The sequence below is a fragment of the Eubacterium pyruvativorans genome (assembly GCF_900102225.1).
GTDB classification, from domain to species: domain Bacteria; phylum Bacillota; class Clostridia; order Peptostreptococcales; family Anaerovoracaceae; genus Aminicella; species Aminicella pyruvativorans.
Genome location: NZ_FNBF01000023.1, coordinates 1 through 19,445 on the forward strand (window position 1 = coordinate 1; position 19,445 = coordinate 19,445).

At 57.6% G+C, this 19,445-nt stretch carries 15 protein-coding genes; 12 read left to right on the forward strand and 3 right to left on the reverse strand.

Annotated features, from left to right (window positions below; all coding sequences use genetic code 11):
• Positions 1–331 precede the first annotated feature (331 nt).
• From asrA to BLQ24_RS07855, 12 genes are all read left to right on the forward strand, one after another.
• Positions 332–1,360 carry an anaerobic sulfite reductase subunit AsrA gene (asrA, locus tag BLQ24_RS07800; protein ID WP_090164380.1) on the forward strand — a complete coding sequence of 343 codons (1,029 nt, stop codon included), beginning with the start codon at positions 332–334 and terminating at the stop codon, positions 1,358–1,360.
• On the forward strand, positions 1,350–2,147 hold the full coding sequence (gene asrB / locus BLQ24_RS07805) for an anaerobic sulfite reductase subunit AsrB (protein ID WP_090164382.1): 798 nt from the start codon (positions 1,350–1,352) through the stop codon (positions 2,145–2,147). Before asrA ends, asrB begins: the two co-directional genes overlap by 11 nt.
• A gap of 16 nt (positions 2,148–2,163) precedes the next feature.
• Positions 2,164–3,195, forward strand: coding sequence for a sulfite reductase subunit C (gene asrC, locus BLQ24_RS07810; protein WP_090164384.1), 1,032 nt, complete (start codon positions 2,164–2,166; stop codon positions 3,193–3,195).
• A gap of 78 nt (positions 3,196–3,273) precedes the next feature.
• Positions 3,274–4,041, forward strand: coding sequence for a formate/nitrite transporter family protein (locus BLQ24_RS07815; protein ID WP_090164387.1), 768 nt, complete (start codon positions 3,274–3,276; stop codon positions 4,039–4,041).
• Positions 4,042–4,108: 67 nt separating this feature from the next.
• Positions 4,109–4,759: a precorrin-2 dehydrogenase/sirohydrochlorin ferrochelatase family protein gene (locus tag BLQ24_RS07820; protein WP_090164389.1), complete on the forward strand. Its 651-nt coding sequence runs from the start codon at positions 4,109–4,111 to the stop codon at positions 4,757–4,759.
• 6 nt (positions 4,760–4,765) lie between these two features.
• On the forward strand, positions 4,766–5,752 hold the full coding sequence (gene hemC / locus BLQ24_RS07825; protein WP_090164391.1) for a hydroxymethylbilane synthase: 987 nt from the start codon (positions 4,766–4,768) through the stop codon (positions 5,750–5,752).
• A gap of 3 nt (positions 5,753–5,755) precedes the next feature.
• Positions 5,756–7,228 carry a uroporphyrinogen-III C-methyltransferase gene (cobA, locus tag BLQ24_RS07830; RefSeq protein WP_090164393.1) on the forward strand — a complete coding sequence of 491 codons (1,473 nt, stop codon included), beginning with the start codon at positions 5,756–5,758 and terminating at the stop codon, positions 7,226–7,228.
• A 65-nt stretch (positions 7,229–7,293) separates the two neighbouring features.
• The gene (gene hemB / locus BLQ24_RS07835; RefSeq protein WP_090164395.1) at positions 7,294–8,262 is read left to right on the forward strand and encodes a porphobilinogen synthase; all 969 of its coding nucleotides are present in this window, start codon (positions 7,294–7,296) and stop codon (positions 8,260–8,262) included.
• A gap of 195 nt (positions 8,263–8,457) precedes the next feature.
• Positions 8,458–9,354, forward strand: a complete 897-nt coding sequence (locus tag BLQ24_RS07840) for a Rossmann-like and DUF2520 domain-containing protein (RefSeq protein WP_090164397.1) — start codon at positions 8,458–8,460, stop codon at positions 9,352–9,354.
• Positions 9,351–10,190 carry a 3-methyl-2-oxobutanoate hydroxymethyltransferase gene (gene panB / locus BLQ24_RS07845; RefSeq protein ID WP_090164399.1) on the forward strand — a complete coding sequence of 280 codons (840 nt, stop codon included), beginning with the start codon at positions 9,351–9,353 and terminating at the stop codon, positions 10,188–10,190. Before BLQ24_RS07840 ends, panB begins: the two co-directional genes overlap by 4 nt.
• 300 nt (positions 10,191–10,490) lie before the next feature.
• A complete protein-coding gene (locus BLQ24_RS07850) occupies positions 10,491–11,189 on the forward strand; it encodes a response regulator transcription factor (protein ID WP_090164401.1) in 699 nt (232 codons plus the stop codon).
• 37 nt (positions 11,190–11,226) lie between these two features.
• Positions 11,227–13,224, forward strand: a complete 1,998-nt coding sequence (locus BLQ24_RS07855; RefSeq protein ID WP_090164403.1) for a sensor histidine kinase — start codon at positions 11,227–11,229, stop codon at positions 13,222–13,224.
• A 656-nt stretch (positions 13,225–13,880) separates the two neighbouring features.
• Here the strand turns inward: BLQ24_RS07855 and BLQ24_RS07860 are convergent.
• From BLQ24_RS07860 to BLQ24_RS07870, 3 genes are all read right to left on the reverse strand, one after another.
• A complete protein-coding gene (locus tag BLQ24_RS07860; RefSeq protein WP_090164405.1) occupies positions 13,881–15,428 on the reverse strand; it encodes an L-lactate permease in 1,548 nt (515 codons plus the stop codon).
• Positions 15,429–15,556: 128 nt separating this feature from the next.
• Positions 15,557–16,861 (reverse strand): A/G-specific adenine glycosylase, encoded by a 1,305-nt coding sequence (mutY, locus tag BLQ24_RS07865; RefSeq protein WP_090164407.1) that lies wholly within the window; start codon positions 16,859–16,861, stop codon positions 15,557–15,559.
• Positions 16,862–17,614: 753 nt separating this feature from the next.
• Entirely contained in the window at positions 17,615–19,399 is a 1,785-nt protein-coding gene (locus tag BLQ24_RS07870) for an aminopeptidase P family N-terminal domain-containing protein (protein ID WP_090164409.1), read from the reverse strand.
• Positions 19,400–19,445 lie beyond the last annotated feature (46 nt).

A 19,445-nucleotide genomic window follows, 5' to 3' on the forward strand; every position in this document is an offset into this window, starting at 1 on the left:
CATGCGACCGCACCCGCACCTTCCGACGACCGGCTGTCCCGTCATGCGACCGCACCCGCACCTTCCGACGACCGGCTGTCCCGTCATGCGACCGCCGATCCCATTCATGAACGTAGTTTATTATCGCATGTTAGAAATCGTAATAGAAAGCGTGCTTATCATCAATATTATTTATGATGTTAGCGAAAACTAACGTGGCGGACGCAACAGAAAGGGATAATTTCGCAAAGTATAATTTTTAACAAATGAGCGGGGAAACGCTCACAACGTCAGTTTTATCAGTCAAATCAATCAGCTGGTTCCGTTATACAGATGCGAAAGAGAGGTTCCTATGGGCTATGTGCTGAGCAGAGATGGCTTCGACCGGGTACTCCGGGGTATGCGCGAAGATTACAGAATTTTCGCTCCGGTGCTGAAGGAGGGAGAAGGCCGATTCAAGGACACGGATGTGGTCCGTTATGATTTTGTGGACAGTCTGGATGAGATCGAACTGGATCTCCGTTCGGACTATTCCTTCCGGGATATTCTGACGCCGCTGTCAGAAACTATGTTCTATTTTACGGAGGATCAGATCCGGGAGGCGAACATCGACACCCGGCCGGTCATCGTTCTGATGAGAAGCTGTGATATCAATGCGGTGAAGCGGCTGGACCAGATGTATCTGGGGAACGGCGAAAACGACGACTACTACTATGAACGGCGCCGGGAACTGGTGAAGTTCGCACTGATCGGATGCGGGAAGGCCTGTGACAACAGTTTCTGTGTCAGCATGGGCAGCAACCGGACCGATGACTATGTATTCTCCATGGATGTGATCGATGGTGAAGTGCACTGTGATGTGAAAGAGGAATCCCTTCAGCCTTTGTTCGAGAAGAACGCCGGGACGAAGCAGGATGTCACGCCGCAGTTCGTCACGGAAGCGGAGTTCCGGGTCACCCGCCCGGAGGAGGTGCCGCTGAGTCTTTTCGAGGATTCGTTCTGGGATGAGTATACGAAGCGCTGCATCAACTGCGGACGCTGCAATCTGGTCTGCCCGACCTGCACATGCTTCACTATTCAGGATCTGTTCTATACGGATAACGGAAAGGTGGGAGAGCGCAGGAGAGTCTGTGCATCCTGCATGATCGACGGTTACACGGATGTGGCAGGCGGTCTGAAGCTCCGGCAGACGAACGGCCAGAGAATGCGGTTCAAGGCGCTGCACAAGGTCTATGATTTCCGCAAGCGGTTCGGCTACGACATGTGCGTGGGGTGCGGCCGCTGTGACACGGTATGTCCGGAATATATTTCCTTCTCCAACTGTATCAACAAGATGAACGACAGAGTGAAAGAACTGGAGGTGAACGACGATGCCAGGTAAGAATGAATATCTCCCGATCCCGTCCGTAGTACAGAAGATCATTAAGCATACGCCGGAAGAGTGGACGTTCCGCTTCACCTATCGGGGACCGGTGAAACCGGGCCAGTTCTTCCAGATTTCAATTCCGAAGGTCGGAGAATGTCCGATTTCCGTCAGCGGAATCGGTGCCGATCATGTGGACCTGACCCTCCGCTGTGTGGGAAAGGTAACAGACTGGCTGTTCGAGAACGTGACGGAAGGGGATTCTCTGTTTATCAGAGGGCCGTACGGAAATGGTTTTGATGTGGAGCTGTACGGCCAGAATGAGGTGGTCATCGTGGCCGGCGGCACGGCGGTTTCGCCGATCCGGGGCGTGGTGCAGTATCTTTGCCGGACGGATCACCCGCAGGACTGCCACCTGATTGCCGGATTCAAGAATCCGGATGAAATCATGTTCCGGGACGACTTCGAGGAGTGGGAGGATCTCATCGATCTGACTCTGACCGTGGACGGTGCGCCGGAGGATTATGAGGGAAATGTGGGCATGGTCACGAAGTACATTCCGGACCTGCCGATCCGGGATATCGAAAACTGCCGGGTCATCGTCGTCGGACCGCCGCCGATGATCAAGTTCTCCATGATCGAGCTGATGAAGCGGGGGCTGAAGGAAGAGAATGTATGGATTTCCGACTCCCGCAGAATGAGCTGCGGCATCGGAAAGTGCGGCCACTGCAGAATCAATGACAAGTATGTGTGCATCGACGGACCGGTCTTCCGCTTCTCCGAGCACAAGTCGCTGATCGATTAATGGAGGTGAACGGAGCATGAACAGAACGAATTTAGATACGAATATGAAGAAGCTGAAGAAGAACGCCTTCCGTCAGTCCAAGGTGAGAGGCGAAACAGCTTCCCGTGTCCGGTGCCCGGGCGGTGAGATCGATGTGGAATCCCTGCAGCGTGTGGTAGACATCGCGAAGAAATACGGCAAGGGAATGGTCAACCTGACGAACCGGCAGGGATTCGAAATTCCGGGAATCGATCTGGCGGACGTGGAAGAGGTCAACAAGGCGCTGCAGCTGATCATCGAAAACCGTGGTGTCAATCAGGAAGAGTATGAGGGGGGATACCCGGCTTCCGGCACCCGTAACGTGGTGGCGTGTCCGGGAAAATCTCTTTGTCCGTTCGGCTGCTATGATACGAAGAAGTTCGCCCAGAAGATCGACAAGCTGATCTTCCCGAACGACCACCATGTGAAGATTGCCTTCACAGGATGCTCCAACGACTGCGCCCATGTCAGACTGAATGACTTCGGCATCATGGGACAGACTGAGCCCCAGTATGACAAGGACCGCTGCATCGGCTGTGAGCAGTGCGTGAAATACTGCAAAAAAAGATCCGTGGGCGCTCTGAAAGTTGTCAACGGCAAGATCGAGAGAGACACGAACAAGTGCATCGGCTGCGGCGTCTGCATCAACTACTGTCCGACCAGAGCCTGGACCAGAAGCAAGGAAGAATATTTCCGCGTGGTTCTGCTGGGCCGCACCGGAAAGAAGAACCCGCGTCTGGCGGAGGACTTCATGAAGTGGGCGGACGAAGACACCGTGACGAAGATCATTGTCAATGTCTATGATTATCTGGACAAGTATCTGGACAGAGAAGCGGTGGAGAGCAAGGAACACATCGGCTACATCGTGGACCGGACCGGTTTCGAGGAATTCCTGAACTACATCATGCGGGACGTTCACCCGAATCCGAAGTGCGAAATTCAGGGCCGTCTGTACTGGGGCGGAAAGCGCTACGACCAGACAAATGAGCTGAAACAGTCCATGTTCCGTTTCTCGGAGCGGGAACAGTAGGAGAACAGGATCGGCGGGTCGTCCCGGGCTTCCCGCCGGTACTTCCGCATATCATAGAAACTACGGAGGAAACCACTCATGTTTAATGAAGATTATATTGTAATGGCCAACGGGGCGAAGGGAAAGGCAGGATTTCTGAAGAAGAATCCGCTGGGTTATTTCCTGTATTCCATGCTGGCCGGCGCCTACATCGGATTCGGTGTTCTGCTGGTGTTTACCCTGAGCGGTGCGCTGAACGGCTCGCCGTTCACGAAACTGGTGATGGGCTGCTGCTTCGGCGTTGCCCTGAGTCTGGTGGTCATCGCCGGTGCTGAACTTTTTACCGGCAACAACATGGTGATGGCTGCAGGGGTGCTGCGAAAAACCGTCACCCTGGGCGATGCCGTGAAACTCTGGATTGTCTGCTGGATCGGCAATGTGGCGGGTGCAGCCCTGCTGGCGGTGATCTTCTGGCTCACCGGACTGGATACCGATGCGACGCTGGGTGCTGTGACCGGTGCGGCAGCGGCAAAGATGACTGCGGGATTCGTTCCGCTTCTGGCCCGGGGCATTCTCTGTAACGTTCTGGTGTGTCTGGCCGTGTGGTGCGGTTTCCGGGCCAAGAGCGATGCAGGGAAGCTGATCATGGTGTTCTGGTGTCTGCTGGCGTTCTTCGCCACCGGCTTCGAGCACAGTGTGGCTAACATGACGCTCCTGACCCTTTCCCTGCTGAATCCGGCGGGAAATGCAGCGATCACCGTCGGCGGATGGTTCTTCAACCTGGGCGTTGTGACGCTGGGCAATATGATCGGCGGAATTCTGCTGGTAGCCGTTCCGTATCATATCGGTTCGAAAACGGCAGAATAATGGTATAATGGCGAATAGTGGGCTGCCGCGGTGCGGCAGCCTTTTCTAATGAACCGGAGGAACGGACATGGCATATTTTCCGTTTATGATTGAAGTTGAAAACGCCCGGATTCTGATCGCCGGAGGCGGAAGGAGTGCCCTGTGGAAGGTGAAGGCGCTCTCCGGCTTCGGGGCGGATCTGGTGGTGGCGGCGCCCTCGGTGCTTCCGGAACTTCGGGAGCGGGAACGGGCGGGAGAAATCCGGATTTTGCTTCAGCCCTACCGGCCGGATCTGCTGGAAGACACCGTCTTTGTGGTGGCGGCTACAGGAGATCCGGAGAAGAACCGGAGTATTGCGGCGGACTGCGGCGCCCGCGGAATTCCCTGTAATGCCGTGGACGATCCGGCCCATTCGGATTTCATCTTTCCGGCGGTGCTGCGCCGGGAGAATTATACCCTGGCGGTGTCCACAGACGGAAAGAGTCCGCTGATGGCCCGGAAGATCAAGGAACGGGCGGCGGAGGCGCTGCCGGAAGAATTCGACCGGGCGACCGGCGCACTGGGAGATATGCGGGCCCGGGTGCTGCGGGAAGAGAAGGATCCGGGGAAACGGATGCGTATTTTCGAAGCGGCGGCGCAGCGGCTCCTGGCCGGAGAATGCAGCGGAGCAGATGCCGGAGAGGGCAGCAGAACAGATGCCGGAGAAAAGGCAGAAAACACAGCAGCAAAGGACAAATAACGAAACATGACGGAACGAATCTGGAAAATCGGAACACGGGGCAGTCTGCTGGCCATGACCCAGACCAGAATGGTGCAGGAGCTTCTGGCAGAGATCGGGGTCCGGAGCGAGGCGGTGATTCTTCACACCCGGGGGGATCAGCTGAAGGACAAGCCCCTGTGGAAGTTCGGCGGCAAAGCCGTCTTCGTGACGGAATTCGAAGAAAAAATTCTCTCCGGCGAGATTGATATGGCGGTGCACAGTGCGAAGGACATGCCGGCGAAGACGCCGGAAGGGCTGGTCATCGGCGCCTGTCTTCCCCGGGAAAACCCGGCGGATGTGCTGGTGGTGCGGCGGGGAAATGACTTCTTCGGCGGCGGGGGGAAGGAAAAAAGGGGCGAAAAAAAGGCGGACCCTGCGTCCGGGCCCCGGATCGGCACCAGCAGCCTCCGGCGGGAGATGCAGCTTCGGGAACAGTTCGGTCTGGAGAATGTGAGTCCCCTCAGGGGAAACGTTCCCACCCGTCTGGAGAAGCTCCGCATCGGGCAGTATGACGGCGTCATTCTGGCAGCGGCGGGCCTCGCCAGACTGGAACTGGATCACGAGCCGGATCTGGTATACCATTCCATGGATGCCGCCCGGTATCTGCCGGCGGCGGGCCAGGGGATCATCGCAGTGGAGTGCCGGAAGGGAGGCGCCACAGAGGCGCTGCTCCGTCACTTGAACGACCGGCGCACTGAAGTGGAGCTGGCGGCGGAACGGGGCTTCATGTACGGCATCGCAGCGGGCTGCCATGAGCCGGTGGCTGCCCATGCGGTGCTGGGAGAGGACGGGACTCTCCGGATGCGGGTGATGAAGTACGGAAACGGACGATGCCGGTACTTCAGCGGAGAAGCTCCGGAAAGCCGGTGTGCCCTGCTGGCTGAAGAACTGGCCGGTCAGGTTCTGGCGGCGCTCCGTCCGGCGGAAGAAGAGGAGGACCATCGTACCGGTTCCCGGAGAAAGGATGGCTGATATATGGGGAAAGTTTATCTGACAGGAGCCGGTCCGGGGGATGCGGGCCTGATTACCGTAAAAGCTCTGGAGGTGCTCCGGGAAGCGGACATTGTGATCTACGACAGTTTGATTGCCCGGGAGCTTCTGGAGGAAGTGCGGCCGGAGGCGGAGCTGATTCATGTGGGGAAACGCATGGGCATGCATTCGAAGAAGCAGGCGGAAATCAACGAGATTCTGGTGGATGCGGGGCGCCGGGCCGGCGTGGTGGTACGGCTGAAAGGGGGCGACCCGCTGATTTTCGGCCGGGGCGGTGAAGAGGCCCAGGCTCTGGCGGCGGCGGGCATCCGTTACGAGGTGATCCCGGGGGTGACCTCTGCAGCGGCGGTTCCGGCCAGCGTGGGCATTCCGGTGACCCACCGGCGCACGGCCCGCAGTTTCGAGGTGATCACGGCCCACACGGCGGAGGAGGATCCGGATCTGAGCCGCTATGCCGGGGCTGCGGACACGCTGGTGTTCCTGATGGGACTGCATCTGGTGCCGAAAATTGCGGCGGATCTGATGCGGGGCGGACTGGACGGGTCGGTGCCCGCGGCGGTGATTTCCCGGGGATTTACGGAAGAGACAAAAGTTGTCCGGTCTGATCTCTCGGCTTTGCCGGAAAAGGTCCGGGAAGCGGGGCTGAAAGCCCCTGCCATTGTGGTAGTGGGGGAGACAGCGGCCATGGATCTTCGGGATCCGGGTCTGGCGAAAAGTCCCCGGATCGGTGCAGTGGGAACCATCCGGTTCTTCCGGAATTTCCGTTCGGCGATGGGCCACAGCAGCGCCCGGGTGGAACATCTGATGCGGATTCAGCTTCGGATGTCGGAAGCCGGACGGGAGAAACTCCGGAAGGCTCTGGAAGAAATTGAGACATACCGCTGGGTGACGTTCGCCAGCCAGAATGCCATCGAAATGTTTTTTCGGGAAGCGAACGGGATCGGATTCGACCGGCGCAGGCTCTCCCATATTCAGTTCGCCTGTGTGGGGGAAGCCACGGCGGAACAGCTGAAGAATTTCGGCTATCCGGCGGACTATGTTCCGCCGCAGTACACGTCCGAAGCCCTGGCTCTCGGGCTGGCAGACCCGGAGCGGGCCGGCCGGGTACTGGCGGTCCGGGCGGACCGGAGCAGTCCGGATATGGACCGGATCTTCCGGGAACGGCAGATACCATATACGAAAGTGACTCTCTATCAGACGGAGGGGGAACCGGTGCGGGAGGACGCTGATCCGGAGGCCATGGACTGGATCGTGTTCGCCAGCGCATCCGGCGTCCGGCTGTTTAACGAGCAGTTTCCGGCGGTTCTGACGGCGGATACGCCGGGAAGGCCGCGGGTTGCCTGCATCGGGGATTACACGGCCATGGCCCTTCGAAAGTCCGGCATTGAGCCGGACCGGGTGGCTTCTCCCCATACGGCGGAGGGTCTGGCCGGGGCACTGGATTATTTTTTGTCCTGAAAAGCGAAGAACCGTATTGCGTTGGAGAACGACGGGGCCCGTGCCCCGCAGATGGGAGGTATATAATGTACAGAATGAGAAGGCTGAGAAGAACGGAGGGGATTCGTGATCTGGTCCGGGAGAACCGGCTGTCCGTGAAGGAACTGGTCTATCCCCTGTTCGTGCTGGAGGGCGTGAATCTGAAGATCCGTGTTCCGTCCATGCCCGGGGTGTTTCAGTATTCTTTGGACCGGCTGCCGGAGCTTCTGGATCAGCTTCTGGAAGCCGGCGTGAATGCAGTGCTGGTGTTCGGTGTGCCGCTCAGGAAGGATGAGGCGGGCAGTGAGGCCTATAACCGGGATGGAATTGCCCAGCGGGCGGTCCGGAAGATCCGGGCCTATGCGCCGGAGATGGTGATTATTTCAGACGTGTGTCTCTGTGAATATACTTCCCACGGTCACTGCGGACTGATCCGGGGCGGGGAGATCCTGAATGACGAGTCGCTGCCGCTTCTGGCCCGGGCGTCGGTCACACTGGCGGAGGCCGGCGCCGATATGATTGCGCCGTCCTGCATGATGGACGGGGATGTGGAGTCGATCCGCCGGGACCTGGATGAGGCTGGATACGTGAATACGGCGATCATGGCATACAGCGCAAAGATGGCCTCCGGATATTATTCGCCGTTCCGGGATGCGGCTCATTCCGCACCGTCCTTCGGGGACCGCCGCTCTTATCAGATGGATTATGCCAACGGCCGGGAAGCGGTGCGGGAGAGTTTGATTGCACTGGACGAGGGTGCGGACATCGTCATGGTGAAGCCCGCGCTGGCTTATCTGGATATTGTGCGGGAAACCCGGAATGCGCTCAGGGCACCGCTGGCCACATATAATGTTAGCGGGGAATATTCCATGGTGAAGGCTGCCGCCCAGGCGGGCTGGATCGATGAGAAGCGGATTGTCATGGAGAATCTGACGGCCATGAAGAGGGCCGGTGCGGACATCATCATCACCTACCACGCCATTGATGCGGCGGAGTGGATCCGGGAGCAGGGCTGATCCGGCTTTACAGAACCGGGGCGGCGTGTTAGTATTTCTCTGATGGACGGTATTCCTAATCGAAACTGTACCGATGTGCTGTGTGCACAGATGTACGATGAAGCAATTTCATATTTTTTCATATGACGGATTCCCGAAGAACAGCTATGGATCCCGTTCGGCACGCCATCCCGGGCATACAGGGAGGTGTAGATCATGAGAATCGGAATCATAGGAGCCGGGAAAGTCGGCTTTACCATTGGAAAATATTTCAGCACTCACGGCCTTACGGTCACCGGCTATTACAGCCGCAGGGCGGCGTCCTCCGAGGAGGCGGCCCGGTTTACCGGAAGCAGGAATTTCAGCGATATGAATGAACTTGTCCGAGAGAGTGACGTGCTGTTTCTGACGGTTCCAGACGGATCCATCACGGCGGTATACCGGGAGATGGATCCGGCGCTGATCCGGGGGAAGTATATCGGTCATATGAGCGGGTCGCTGTCTTCTGAGGATGCGTTCCCGAAAGTGAAAGAAACCGGGGCTTCGGCCTTTTCCGTTCATCCGCTGTTTGCTGTAAGCGATCGTTATCACGCTTACGAGCGACTGCCGGATGTTTTTTTTGCCGCCGAAGGGGATGAAGAAGCACTGCAGGTTGTGGTGCCCATGCTGGAAGGCATCGGCCTTCATCTGCAGGAGATCAGCCCGGCATCCAAAGCCCGCTATCACCTGGCCGCAGCAGCCGCCAGTAATCTGGTGAATGCCCTGCTTCTGATGAGCATTCAGCTGCTGACGGAGTGCGGCTTCTCGGAGGAAGGGGCCCGGGCCGCACTGGCTCCCCTGGCGGAAGGAAATCTTCAGCACGTCATGGAGCACGGGGTGGTTGACAGTCTGACCGGACCGGTGGAAAGGGCGGATGCGGAAACGATACAGAAGCACCTGGCGTGTCTCTCCGGAGCCCGGCGGCAGATTTACTGTCTGCTCTCTGAGATGCTGGTTCCGGCGGCCCGGGAGAAGAACCCTGAAAGAGATTACTCGTCCATCATCAATCTGCTCCGGCGGGCGGAAACGACGCCGGCTGAACAGTGCAGCACAGAAAGGATGGACGAAGAATGAAAAACACAGTTGCGACATTCCAGAAGATGAAGGAAAGCCATGAGAAGATCTCCATGCTGACCTGCTATGACTATTCCACAGCCCGGCTGATGGAAAATGCGGGGATCAACGGCATTCTGGTAGGGGATTCCCTGGGGAACGTGATGCAGGGATATGAGGACACCCTGCCGGTGACCATGGAAGAGTGCATTATTTACGGCCGCTCCGTGGCGAGAGCCACCAAGGATACGATGGTGGTGATGGATATGCCGTTCATGTCGTATCAGGTTTCCAAGGAGCAGGCGCTGATGAATGCGGGCCGGCTGATGAAGGAGGCCCGGGGCAATGCCGTGAAACTGGAGGGCGGCGCAGCGGTCTGCCCCCAGATCAAGGCGATAACGGATGCAGGGATTCCGGTGATGGCCCATCTGGGGATGACGCCGCAGTCGGTGAATGCGTTCGGCGGGAATAAGGTGCAGGGAAAATCCGGGGAGGCGGCGAAGCGGATGCTGGAAGATGCGTACCGGATCCAGGATGCCGGCGCTTTCGCCGTGGTGCTGGAGTGTGTGCCTTCTCCGCTGGCGGCCCTGATCACCCGGAAGCTCACGATCCCGACCATCGGCATCGGCGCAGGGAGTGAAACCGACGGACAGATCCTTGTATACCAGGACATGCTGGGGATGTTCAGTGATTATGTGCCGAAGTTCGTGAAGAAATTCGCCAACCTCGGCCAGGAGATGACGGATGCCTTCCTGCAGTATGACCGGGAGGTCAAGGACACCGCATTCCCGGACGAGAAGCACGAGTTCCACAAGATGACGGATCCGGAAGTTCTGGAGGAACTGGAGAAGCTGTAGAAACCGGAGAGGCTGGAGAAGCTGCAGGCGCCGCTGTATGGCGGAGGTCTGACTGAATCGAAGCATGCTGAGGCGTGCGGACGGCAGAGAAGAGAGCTGCCGCCCGCACGCCTTGTTGTTTTCTCCTGACGGAAGGATGGTGTATCATGGAAAGGACGGCTCATGGGCGGGCGCCACGATGGGTACGATATTCATGGTGCCTGGAGGTTCATAGAGCCGGGATATTAAGAAAATCGTAAGAAAAGAGGCAGGAAATCGCTAAGATTCCACTGGTAATGTAGATATTGTCAGGAGGTACGGATGAATATACTGGTTGTGGATGATGACAGGGAGATTGCCCGGGCCATCGGGATCTATCTGGAAAACGAGGGATACCGGGTGCTGCAGGCCCATGACGGCTTCGCAGCGCTGGAAACGGTGCGGGAAGAGGATGTGAAGCTGATTATCATGGATATCATGATGCCGAAGATGGACGGCATTCAGGCCACCATGAAGATCCGGGAAGAGAAGAACATCCCGATTATCATGCTGAGTGCCAAGGCGGAGGATTATGACAAAATCAACGGGCTGTATGTCGGCGCAGATGACTATATCACGAAACCGTTCAATCCGATGGAACTGGTGGCCCGGGTGAAATCCCAGCTGCGCCGGTATACCATGCTGGGTGGAGCCGGACCGGATCCGAAACAGGGAATCTTCCGGACCGGGGGCCTGACAGTGGACGACCGGACGAAGACCGTCACCGTGGACGGGGAGGCGGTGACCATGACACCGAAAGAGTTCGGGATCATCCGTTTTCTGACAGAACATGCGGGACAGGTGTTTTCCATAGAACAGATCTATGAGGCGGTCTGGGAAGAACCGGCGGTGAATCCGGAAAACACGGTGGCGGTGCATATCCGCCATATCCGGGAGAAGATTGAAATCAATCCGAAGGCGCCCCGCTATCTGAAAGTTGTCTGGGGTGTGGGCTACAAGGTGGAGAAGATTCCTGAGTAGAGCCCGGCCCGGTAGAAAAAGAAAAGGTGGGATCAGAATGAATGAGGAATTCAGGGATCAGGAAACGATCCAAATGGAGAAGCCGGATCTGCCGGAACCGGAACCGATGGAACCGGAGAAACCGATGAGAAAGAATGATTCGGCGGAACCGATGAGAACGATGGAACCGGGGATCCGGCCGGACCGGGATTCCGGGCGGCGCAACCGGATCCGGCGGCGGACGGTGATGACCGCATCGCTGCTGGCGGCGCCCCTGGCTTTCGCGGTGATGACTGCGGCGGTTCTGCTGCTGGAATTCCAGGTTTTCGCAACCCGGGAGAGAATGGAAGAATATATCCGGAACGGCGGAGACTGGGGCTGGTTTTCGGATAACAGGATGGGAGACAAGTGGAAAAATATTGCATCAGACCTTTCCGCAGCCTGGTCGGCGAAAGGATATCATCTGGTCAATCAGTGGCTGTGGATCGTGATCGTAGCGGGGCTCGCCCTGTTCCTGCTGTGCTGCATCCTGGCCGTCTGGAAAAGCGGTCAGCAGACAGATGAAGGGGAAGTCCGTCTCTGCTGGTTCGACCGGATGTGGACAGAGATTCAGGTCATTCTGGCCGTAGCTGCCGGATGCCTGACGGTGCCGGCGGTGATGCTCACCTCGATGTGGGTCTTCCGCAGCGGTCTGGTGGCATCCATGCTGCAAACCGTCATCCGGCCGGCTGGAAGAAACCTGAAAAGTGAGGAGATCCAGCTGCTGGAGGATCTGGCCCAGCACTTCGGCATGCACAGTGGTGCAGATGCCGGCCTGCTCTGGTGGGTGGAGGCCCTGGGCGCCTTCCTGCTGCTGGCCGCCGCAGTGTGGTTCTGTGCAGCGGTGGTTCTGTCCATCGCCCGCACACTGAAAGCCCGCTGCTTCTGGAAGTACACCCTGATCGGCAGCATCTGCATCAGTATCCGCAACGTACTGACAGACGGAAACCATTTCCGGAGAAACGTCATCCTCCTGAGTATGGTCGGATGCTTCTTCCCGGCTGTTCTGGGGAGCATCACAGACGGCATTTTTGGGATGGGTCCTGTGGGTGGATTTCCCGGCGCCTGGCTCGGCTCCATCCTGCTCGCCCTCATCGTGGGGTATTTCCTGCCCCGGTGGCTGCGCCGCTACGATGAGATTCGAAAAGGCGCCGAACGGATTGCAGACGGAGACACCGCCTACCGGATTCCGGTGGCGGGGGTGATTTCCGGGGACAGCGGATTCACCGCCGGCGGGAGTGATCTGGAACAACTGGCGGATAGCATCAACCGCATCACAGAAGCCCAGGATCGGGCGGTGCGGCGGGAAGTCCGGAGCCAGCGGCTGCGCACGGATCTGATCTCGAACGTCTCCCATGATCTGAAGACGCCGCTGACCTCCATGGTCACCTACATTGATCTGCTGAAGACCGAGGGACTGGACAGTCCCGAGGCCCCGGAATATCTTCGGATTCTGGATGAAAAAACCGCCCGTCTGCGCCAGCTGACCCTGGATCTGTTCGATGCGGCGAAGGCATCCAGCGGCGTCATCCCTATGGAATTCACCGATCTGGATATGGAAACCATCACAAACCAGGCGGTGGCGGAGATGGCGGACCGTCTCCGGGATGCGGATGTGGAGCTGGTTGTAACGACAAAAAGCGAACGGCCGGACGATCGTCCCTTGGTGCGCGCCGACGGACGGTATCTCTGGCGGGTCATCGAAAATCTGCTTTCTAATGTGTCGAAATATGCGATGCCGGGAACCCGGTGCTATCTGGACATCATCTCGCGGCCGGACCGGGGCACCGTCCTGCTGGAAATGAAAAACATCTCCCGGGAACAGCTGAATATCGATCCGGAGGAACTGATGGAGCGGTTCACCCGGGGAGATGCATCCCGGAATACAGAGGGCAGCGGTCTGGGACTGAGCATTGCCCGGGACCTGACCAAGATGATGAAAGGCGTCTTCCGTATATCCATCGACGGCGACCTGTTCAAGGCGGCGGTGGAACTTCCGGCGGGAGAGAATAAATAATGGAGTGGAGCAGCATCCCGAGGCCGAAGAACCGGCTTCGGGATGCTGTTTGTGTGTGCGGTGCGGGTGCGGCGGTCGCCCAATGAGCGTGCGGTCGCCCGGGCGGGTGCGAGTTGAACAATAACCACGATTATCGCACCCTGATCCGGCCGTTTCCGCCGAAAATCGGGGGCGACACGATTCAGGAGGGTGCGGAAAATCGAAAAATCTCGTTTTCGCATCTCGCTCATTAAATGCCAAATTCTGACATCATAATTAATTAACTCAAAGCACAGGTATCGCATTTTATCACCGGCTTTTCTATCTTTTTCCGGGGTCGGCAGCGTGATCTCCGAAAGGACCGATCGGAAGCTGGGATATTTTTTGTCGAACTCGCATGGAATGTGGACAATCTGATCACCGAATCAAGTGCGAAAATCCGGTTTTGCCCAGAATCGCACCTGCGAAGGAGGGGGGGATAGAATAATCGGGTTTTTCTTTTGTTTTCGCACCCGGAGAATCGTCATTTTAGGTGCGATTTGGGACTATTTGGGTGATTCCGCACCTTTTGGACACAGTAGACACGCCCGAGGGTCAAGTGAACATGCGAAAGCAGGACCGGCAGCCGGACGACAGGGTTTCGTTCGGCCGCCGGCCCTGCTTCGCAGGTGTCCGGATTACACCAGGCCCAGCGCCGGCAGGCCGTAACAGAGCAGGCCGGCGATCACGACGAACAGGAGGGTGTAGCGGATGGTGGCTGACAGAATTTTGCTCTCTGCGCCTTCCAGGCCCGCAGCGGCGGAGCCGATGGCAATGGACTGGGGACAGATCATTTTTCCGAGGCCGGCCCCCATGAGGTTGGCGGCGGCCAGCCAGTACTGGTTGGCACCGATGGCCCGGGCGGTCTGGACCTGGAGGCCGCCGAACAGTGCCGTTGTGGAGGTGCCGGAGCCGGTGACGAATCCGCCGATGGTTCCGATCAGCGGGGAAATCAGCGGGAAGAAGGACCCCGTAGCGGCCACCAGAATTTTCGCAATGTCACCGATCATGCCGCTGTATCCCATGATTTTTGCGACGGCGAGAACCGAACAGATGGTGAGGATGGTCTTGATATTCGATCTCACCGTGCGGCCCAGTACCCGGAACATGGTCGGGAAACCGGCGTGCTGGATCCGGCCGCCGATGAATCCGGCCAGCAGGATCAGGACACCCGGCGTATTGACCCAGAAGAAAGTCAGTGTGGCCGGGTTTTCTCCGGCGTAGAATTTCACCGGGCTGTTGAACTGCGCCAGCGGATCGTGGATAAATGGCACGATCTGGGAGGACAGGAGCAGGAACAGGAAGATCAGGATGAACGGCGCCCAGCTGCGGAACACTTCACCGGCACGCAGGCGGTCCGTGCCGCTTCCGGAATTTTCCACCCGGAATGTCTCGTTCTCCGCCATCGGCAGCTTGAAGGCACACAGAATCATCACCAGCATGGAGACGATGGCGCCGATGATGTCCCCCAGATCCGGACCGATGAAGGTTGCGGTCAGAACTTCCGGAATGACAAAAGCAAGGTCGGCGATCAGGATGAACGGGATCAGGCCCTTCAGGGCTTTGAACCCCTCGCCGATGATGATGACTGCGAAGAACGGGATCAGGAACTGGATCACCAGCTGGATCAGCGCAGTGGACCCGGCGATCTGGGCGGCATTCAGCCCGGTGATGTTCGCCATGGTATTGACCGGCACGCCCACGGAGCCGAAGGCGGTGGGGGTGGAGTTGATCACCAGACAGGTGACAACCGAGAGCAGCGGGCTGAAGCCCAGACCCACCAGAATGCCGGCCGGAATGGCGACGGCGGTGCCGAAGCCGGCCATGCCTTCCATGAAATTACCGAACCCGAAGGCGATCAGCAGCGCCAGAACTCTTTTGTCTGTGGAGACAGAGGCGAGCATGGCCTTGATCTTCTCCATGGCGCCGGTTTCCAGCGTCAGGTTATACACGAAGAGGGCGGCCAGAATAACGATGATAATCGGCCAGAGGGCATTCGCAACGCCTTCTGCCGCTGCCGTGGCAGTGTGAAGAAGGGGCAGCTTCCAGAAGATCCGTGCCTCCACCCAGGTGAGCGCCAAAGCGATCAGGCAGGCCTTCCACCCCGGTATTTTCAAAACACTCATGGCCACAATCAGCCAGATAATCGGGAGCAGAGCCAGAATAAACATTGTGATAGAATTCATATTTTCCCCTTTGCTGCAGTGAATTTGTGTGTACTAATTGTAATTCTTCATTCCCCCGGAAGAAAGTATATTTTTGTATACAATGTGCAGACAAGGGGAAAGGGAGAGCCGTTCGCTGCAGCATCGGCTTACCGCCGCAGAAGTCCGCTCTCCCCGGAGTCATTGGCAGAAGGGAGCTTCAGGGAGCGAGCCGCCGCCATCGCCTCCGGCAGCCGCTCCATATAGGCCCGGAAGGCGCTGGGAATCGAATATTCCGACCGGATCTCCGGGAGTGATGCGGCAAACAGTTCGCCGGACCGGGTGCATCTGAGTGGGAATTTTCGAAGGTCTGCGCCGACGGCCCAGCCGGTCATGTCCCACTCCCGGTGGGTGAAAATGTGTTTTGCCGGGCCCAGGGGCATCAGCAGGGCGGCGGCAGGGGCGGGAGGCTCTGGAAGGACAGATCCGGACCGGTGGGAGCGACCGGGGATTCCGGTATTTTTTTGTCCGTTCAGAAGCGCAAGGACCGCCGTGTACGCCGCATCCTCTGCAGCCGGCAGGTCATCCGCATTCGGCAGTTCGAAGAGACCGGCCAGCAGTCCGGATTTCGGCCGGCGCCGCAGGAGGATCCGTTCCCCGTCGGTGATCAGGAAAACGGTTTTTCGGGTTCGGCGCCGGGGCGCTTTCGGCGGCATGACGGGAAAGTCCGTTTCTGTGCCGGTTGCGTGGGCCCGGCAGGTGTTTTGCCACGGGCAGGCGCTGCAGTCCGGTTTTCCATTGGGCAGGCACACCGACGCCCCCAGATCCATCAGTGCCTGGTTGTAGTCGCCGGGACGGTCCCGGGGGATGGCAGCCTCATAGTAGGTTAGAGCTGCCGCTTTCGCTTCCTTGGATTTGATGTTGTCCGGCAGGCAGGTTTTTCGGGCAAAAACCCGCAGTAAGTTTCCGTCGATCGCCGGCGCCGGATAACCAAAAGCGATGGAGGCGACGGCGGCAGCGGTGTAGTCGCCGATGCCCGGCAGTTTCTTCAGTTCTTCAGGGGTTCCCGGCATTTCGCCGCCGTACTCCAAGGTGATGATGCGGGCCGCTTTCTGCAGATTCCGCACCCGGCTGTAATATCCCAGACCCTGCCACAGTTTCGCGCAAGTGTCCTCCGCTGCCGCTGCCAGTGCCGGAATGTCCGGAAGCGCCGCCAGGAAGCGGGTGTAATACTCCTTCACCACCGCTGCTCGGGTCTGCTGCAGCATGATTTCCGAGAGCCAGACGTGGTAAGGTGTCGGGTCCTTCCTCCATGGCAGGTCCCGGCGGTTTTCGTCGTACCAGGACAAAAGGCGACGGGTGTCGTCGGTGAGGGATGAAATTCGACGGTTTTCGCCGCCCGCTGCGTCCGGGTTCTGGGGAATTGCGGCAGAGCCAGCAGACGGGTTATCGATAGTTGGGTGTTTTTTCTCCATGTGTTCAGATCGTCCTTTTGCGATGCAGTGAGCGGTTGAAATGACAGCTTCATCGTTTATCGTCAATGTTCGTTATTTGTTATGCATAATGAAATCCATAGGGTTATCAACAAGGTTATCCACATAATGTTCATAACCTGGGCGGGGATGGCGGGAGGGATTGTATACAAGTTGCGGTTTGAATGCTGCTGTATAGCGATGGGGGGATTTTTGTATACGAATCACGGCTGTATATTGGTGAAAGGTGCGAAACCGGGAATTTCTCTGAAATCGCACTTTTTTTTGCGGCGGCCAGGGTGCGAAAACAAAAGGTAATCTCGATTAATATAATCTCGGCCCGTACGAAGGTGCGAAATGAGCTAAATGCTTATTTCCGCACCTCCGGAAGCCGGAAGGATATTCAGTCATCCGAAAGAGTATCCGGGCGCACCGGGAATTTCATCTCAGAGTATACTATGGGCGGATCAGATTCTCAATCATGTGCATATTATCCTATCCTTTTGTGTTATTATGCACCCTGCGGAAAATTAGCGCTATTGAATGCATTCGAGCCTGAACCGGCGGGATGCGAAAACAGGATTTTTTTTCGATCCGCACCCATCCATATCCGGTCCGCCTAAGCGCTGGCCGGAAACGGCGCAGGCGGGTGCGAAATTCGAAAAAAACCGAATTCCGCACCCGCCCGGGTGAAAAACTGATACGGTTATGAAAGACTGTATCGCGTCAGACATAGACCTCTGCCGAATGAAAAGCTTATACCTCTCTGGTGTATTTACGGAGCCACTCCTTCTCCTCATCGTTCAGGTAAGGGGAAGTGATTTCGTACACTTTCTTGTGATAGTCGTTCAGCATGGTCCGTTCTTCCGCTGTCATGATTTCCGGCTCGATGGCATCCAGGTCGAACGGAACGAAGGTGATCGGTTCCAGCCGCATGAACTGGCCGAATTCGTTGGCCACATCGTTTACAACCAGCAGCTCGTTCTCCAGACGGATGCCGTGGGAACCTTCTACGTAGAAGCCCGGCTCGTCGGTGATAACCATGCCCTCTTCCAGAATGGCGGTGTCGCCTTCAACGAAGCGGGAACGGAAGCTGGCAGGACTTTCGTGGATGTTCAGCAGGTAACCCACGCCGTGGCCGGTGCCGTGGTTGTAGTTCATGCGTCTCTTCCAGAACGGGTTCCGGGCCAGGTTGTCCAGCGCAACGCCGGTGATGCCCTTGGTGAAGACCGCATTACCCAGGGACAGGTTGCTGATGGCAACGACTGTGAAGTCTTCCTTCATCTTCTGAGTGATCGGTCCGAGGACGTAGGTTCTGGTGATATCAGTGGAACCTTCCCAGAATCCGGCGCCCGTGTCTGTGAGCAGCATGCCTTCCGGCTTCAGTTCTGCATCGGTCTCCGGGGTCGGTGCATAGTGGACGATCGCCGCATGCTCCGCATAGGAGGAAATCGGCTCGAAGCTCGGCTTGATGAAATTCCCCATTTCTGCCCGGAACTCATCCAGCTTGTCGGAAGCGCTGATCTCGGTGATGCGGATCTTTCCTACGTTTTCTTTCAGCCATTTCATGAAGCGGATATGGGCGACACTGTCCTTGATCTCCGCTTTCCGGATGTTGCTGACCTCCACCGGGTTCTTCACGGTCTTGAAGGTTTCTTCCGGGCTCATGACGTTGATCTTCGTGCAGTCCGCCGGGATATTGTGATAAAGAGCGTAATTGACCTTGTTCGGGTCCACCATGACGGCGCCGCTGATCTTCTTCGCATCTTCGTAAACGTCGTTATACGGATGGACCGTTACACCCAGATCCTTCAGATACTGACCGATTTCCGGACTGAGTTTTTTGTCATCCACATAGAGATGGTATGCATCCGCCGTGATGAGTGCATAGGACAGCATCAGCGGGAAGTAATCGATGTCGTCTCCCCGGATGTTCAGGGTCCAGCAGATATCGTCCGGTGTGGTCTCCACATGGACGTCGGCGCCGGCTTCCGCCATTTTCTCCCGGATGTCCCGGATCTTGTCTTCCGCAGTCTTTCCGGCGTACTCCACAGGCAGGAGCCAGGCCGGCTTGTCGGACATCGGCGGCCGGTCTTCCCAGATTTCGTCGATCAGATCCAGGTCGTAGCGAACGGCGCCGCCTGCCTTCTCGACAGCATCCCGATAGCCTGTTCCCTCGTCCATGGAGAGGGTCCGTCCGTCGAATCCGAGGGTCTGACCCGGCTTCACATGTTCCTTCAGGAACTGGGAAATGGTCGGAACGCCCGGTTCGGACATCTTCATCAGCTCGACGGTAGAGCCTTCCAGTTCCTTGGCAGCCTGAATGAAGTAGCGGCCGTCGGTCCAGAGGAAGGCTTCCGTTTCGGTGATCAGCGCCGTGCCGGCAGAACCGGTGAATCCGGTGATGTATACACGGGCCTTGAAATGATCTCCCACATATTCGTCCTGATGGAAGTCGTCAGTCGGGACGATATAGAATGCGACATTGTTCTCCTGCATCTTCTTCCGAAGAGCAGCGAGTCTTTCCGGTACTGGATTCATTGTGATATCTCTCCTTTCAATGAAACCGCCCTGCCTCGGGCAGAGC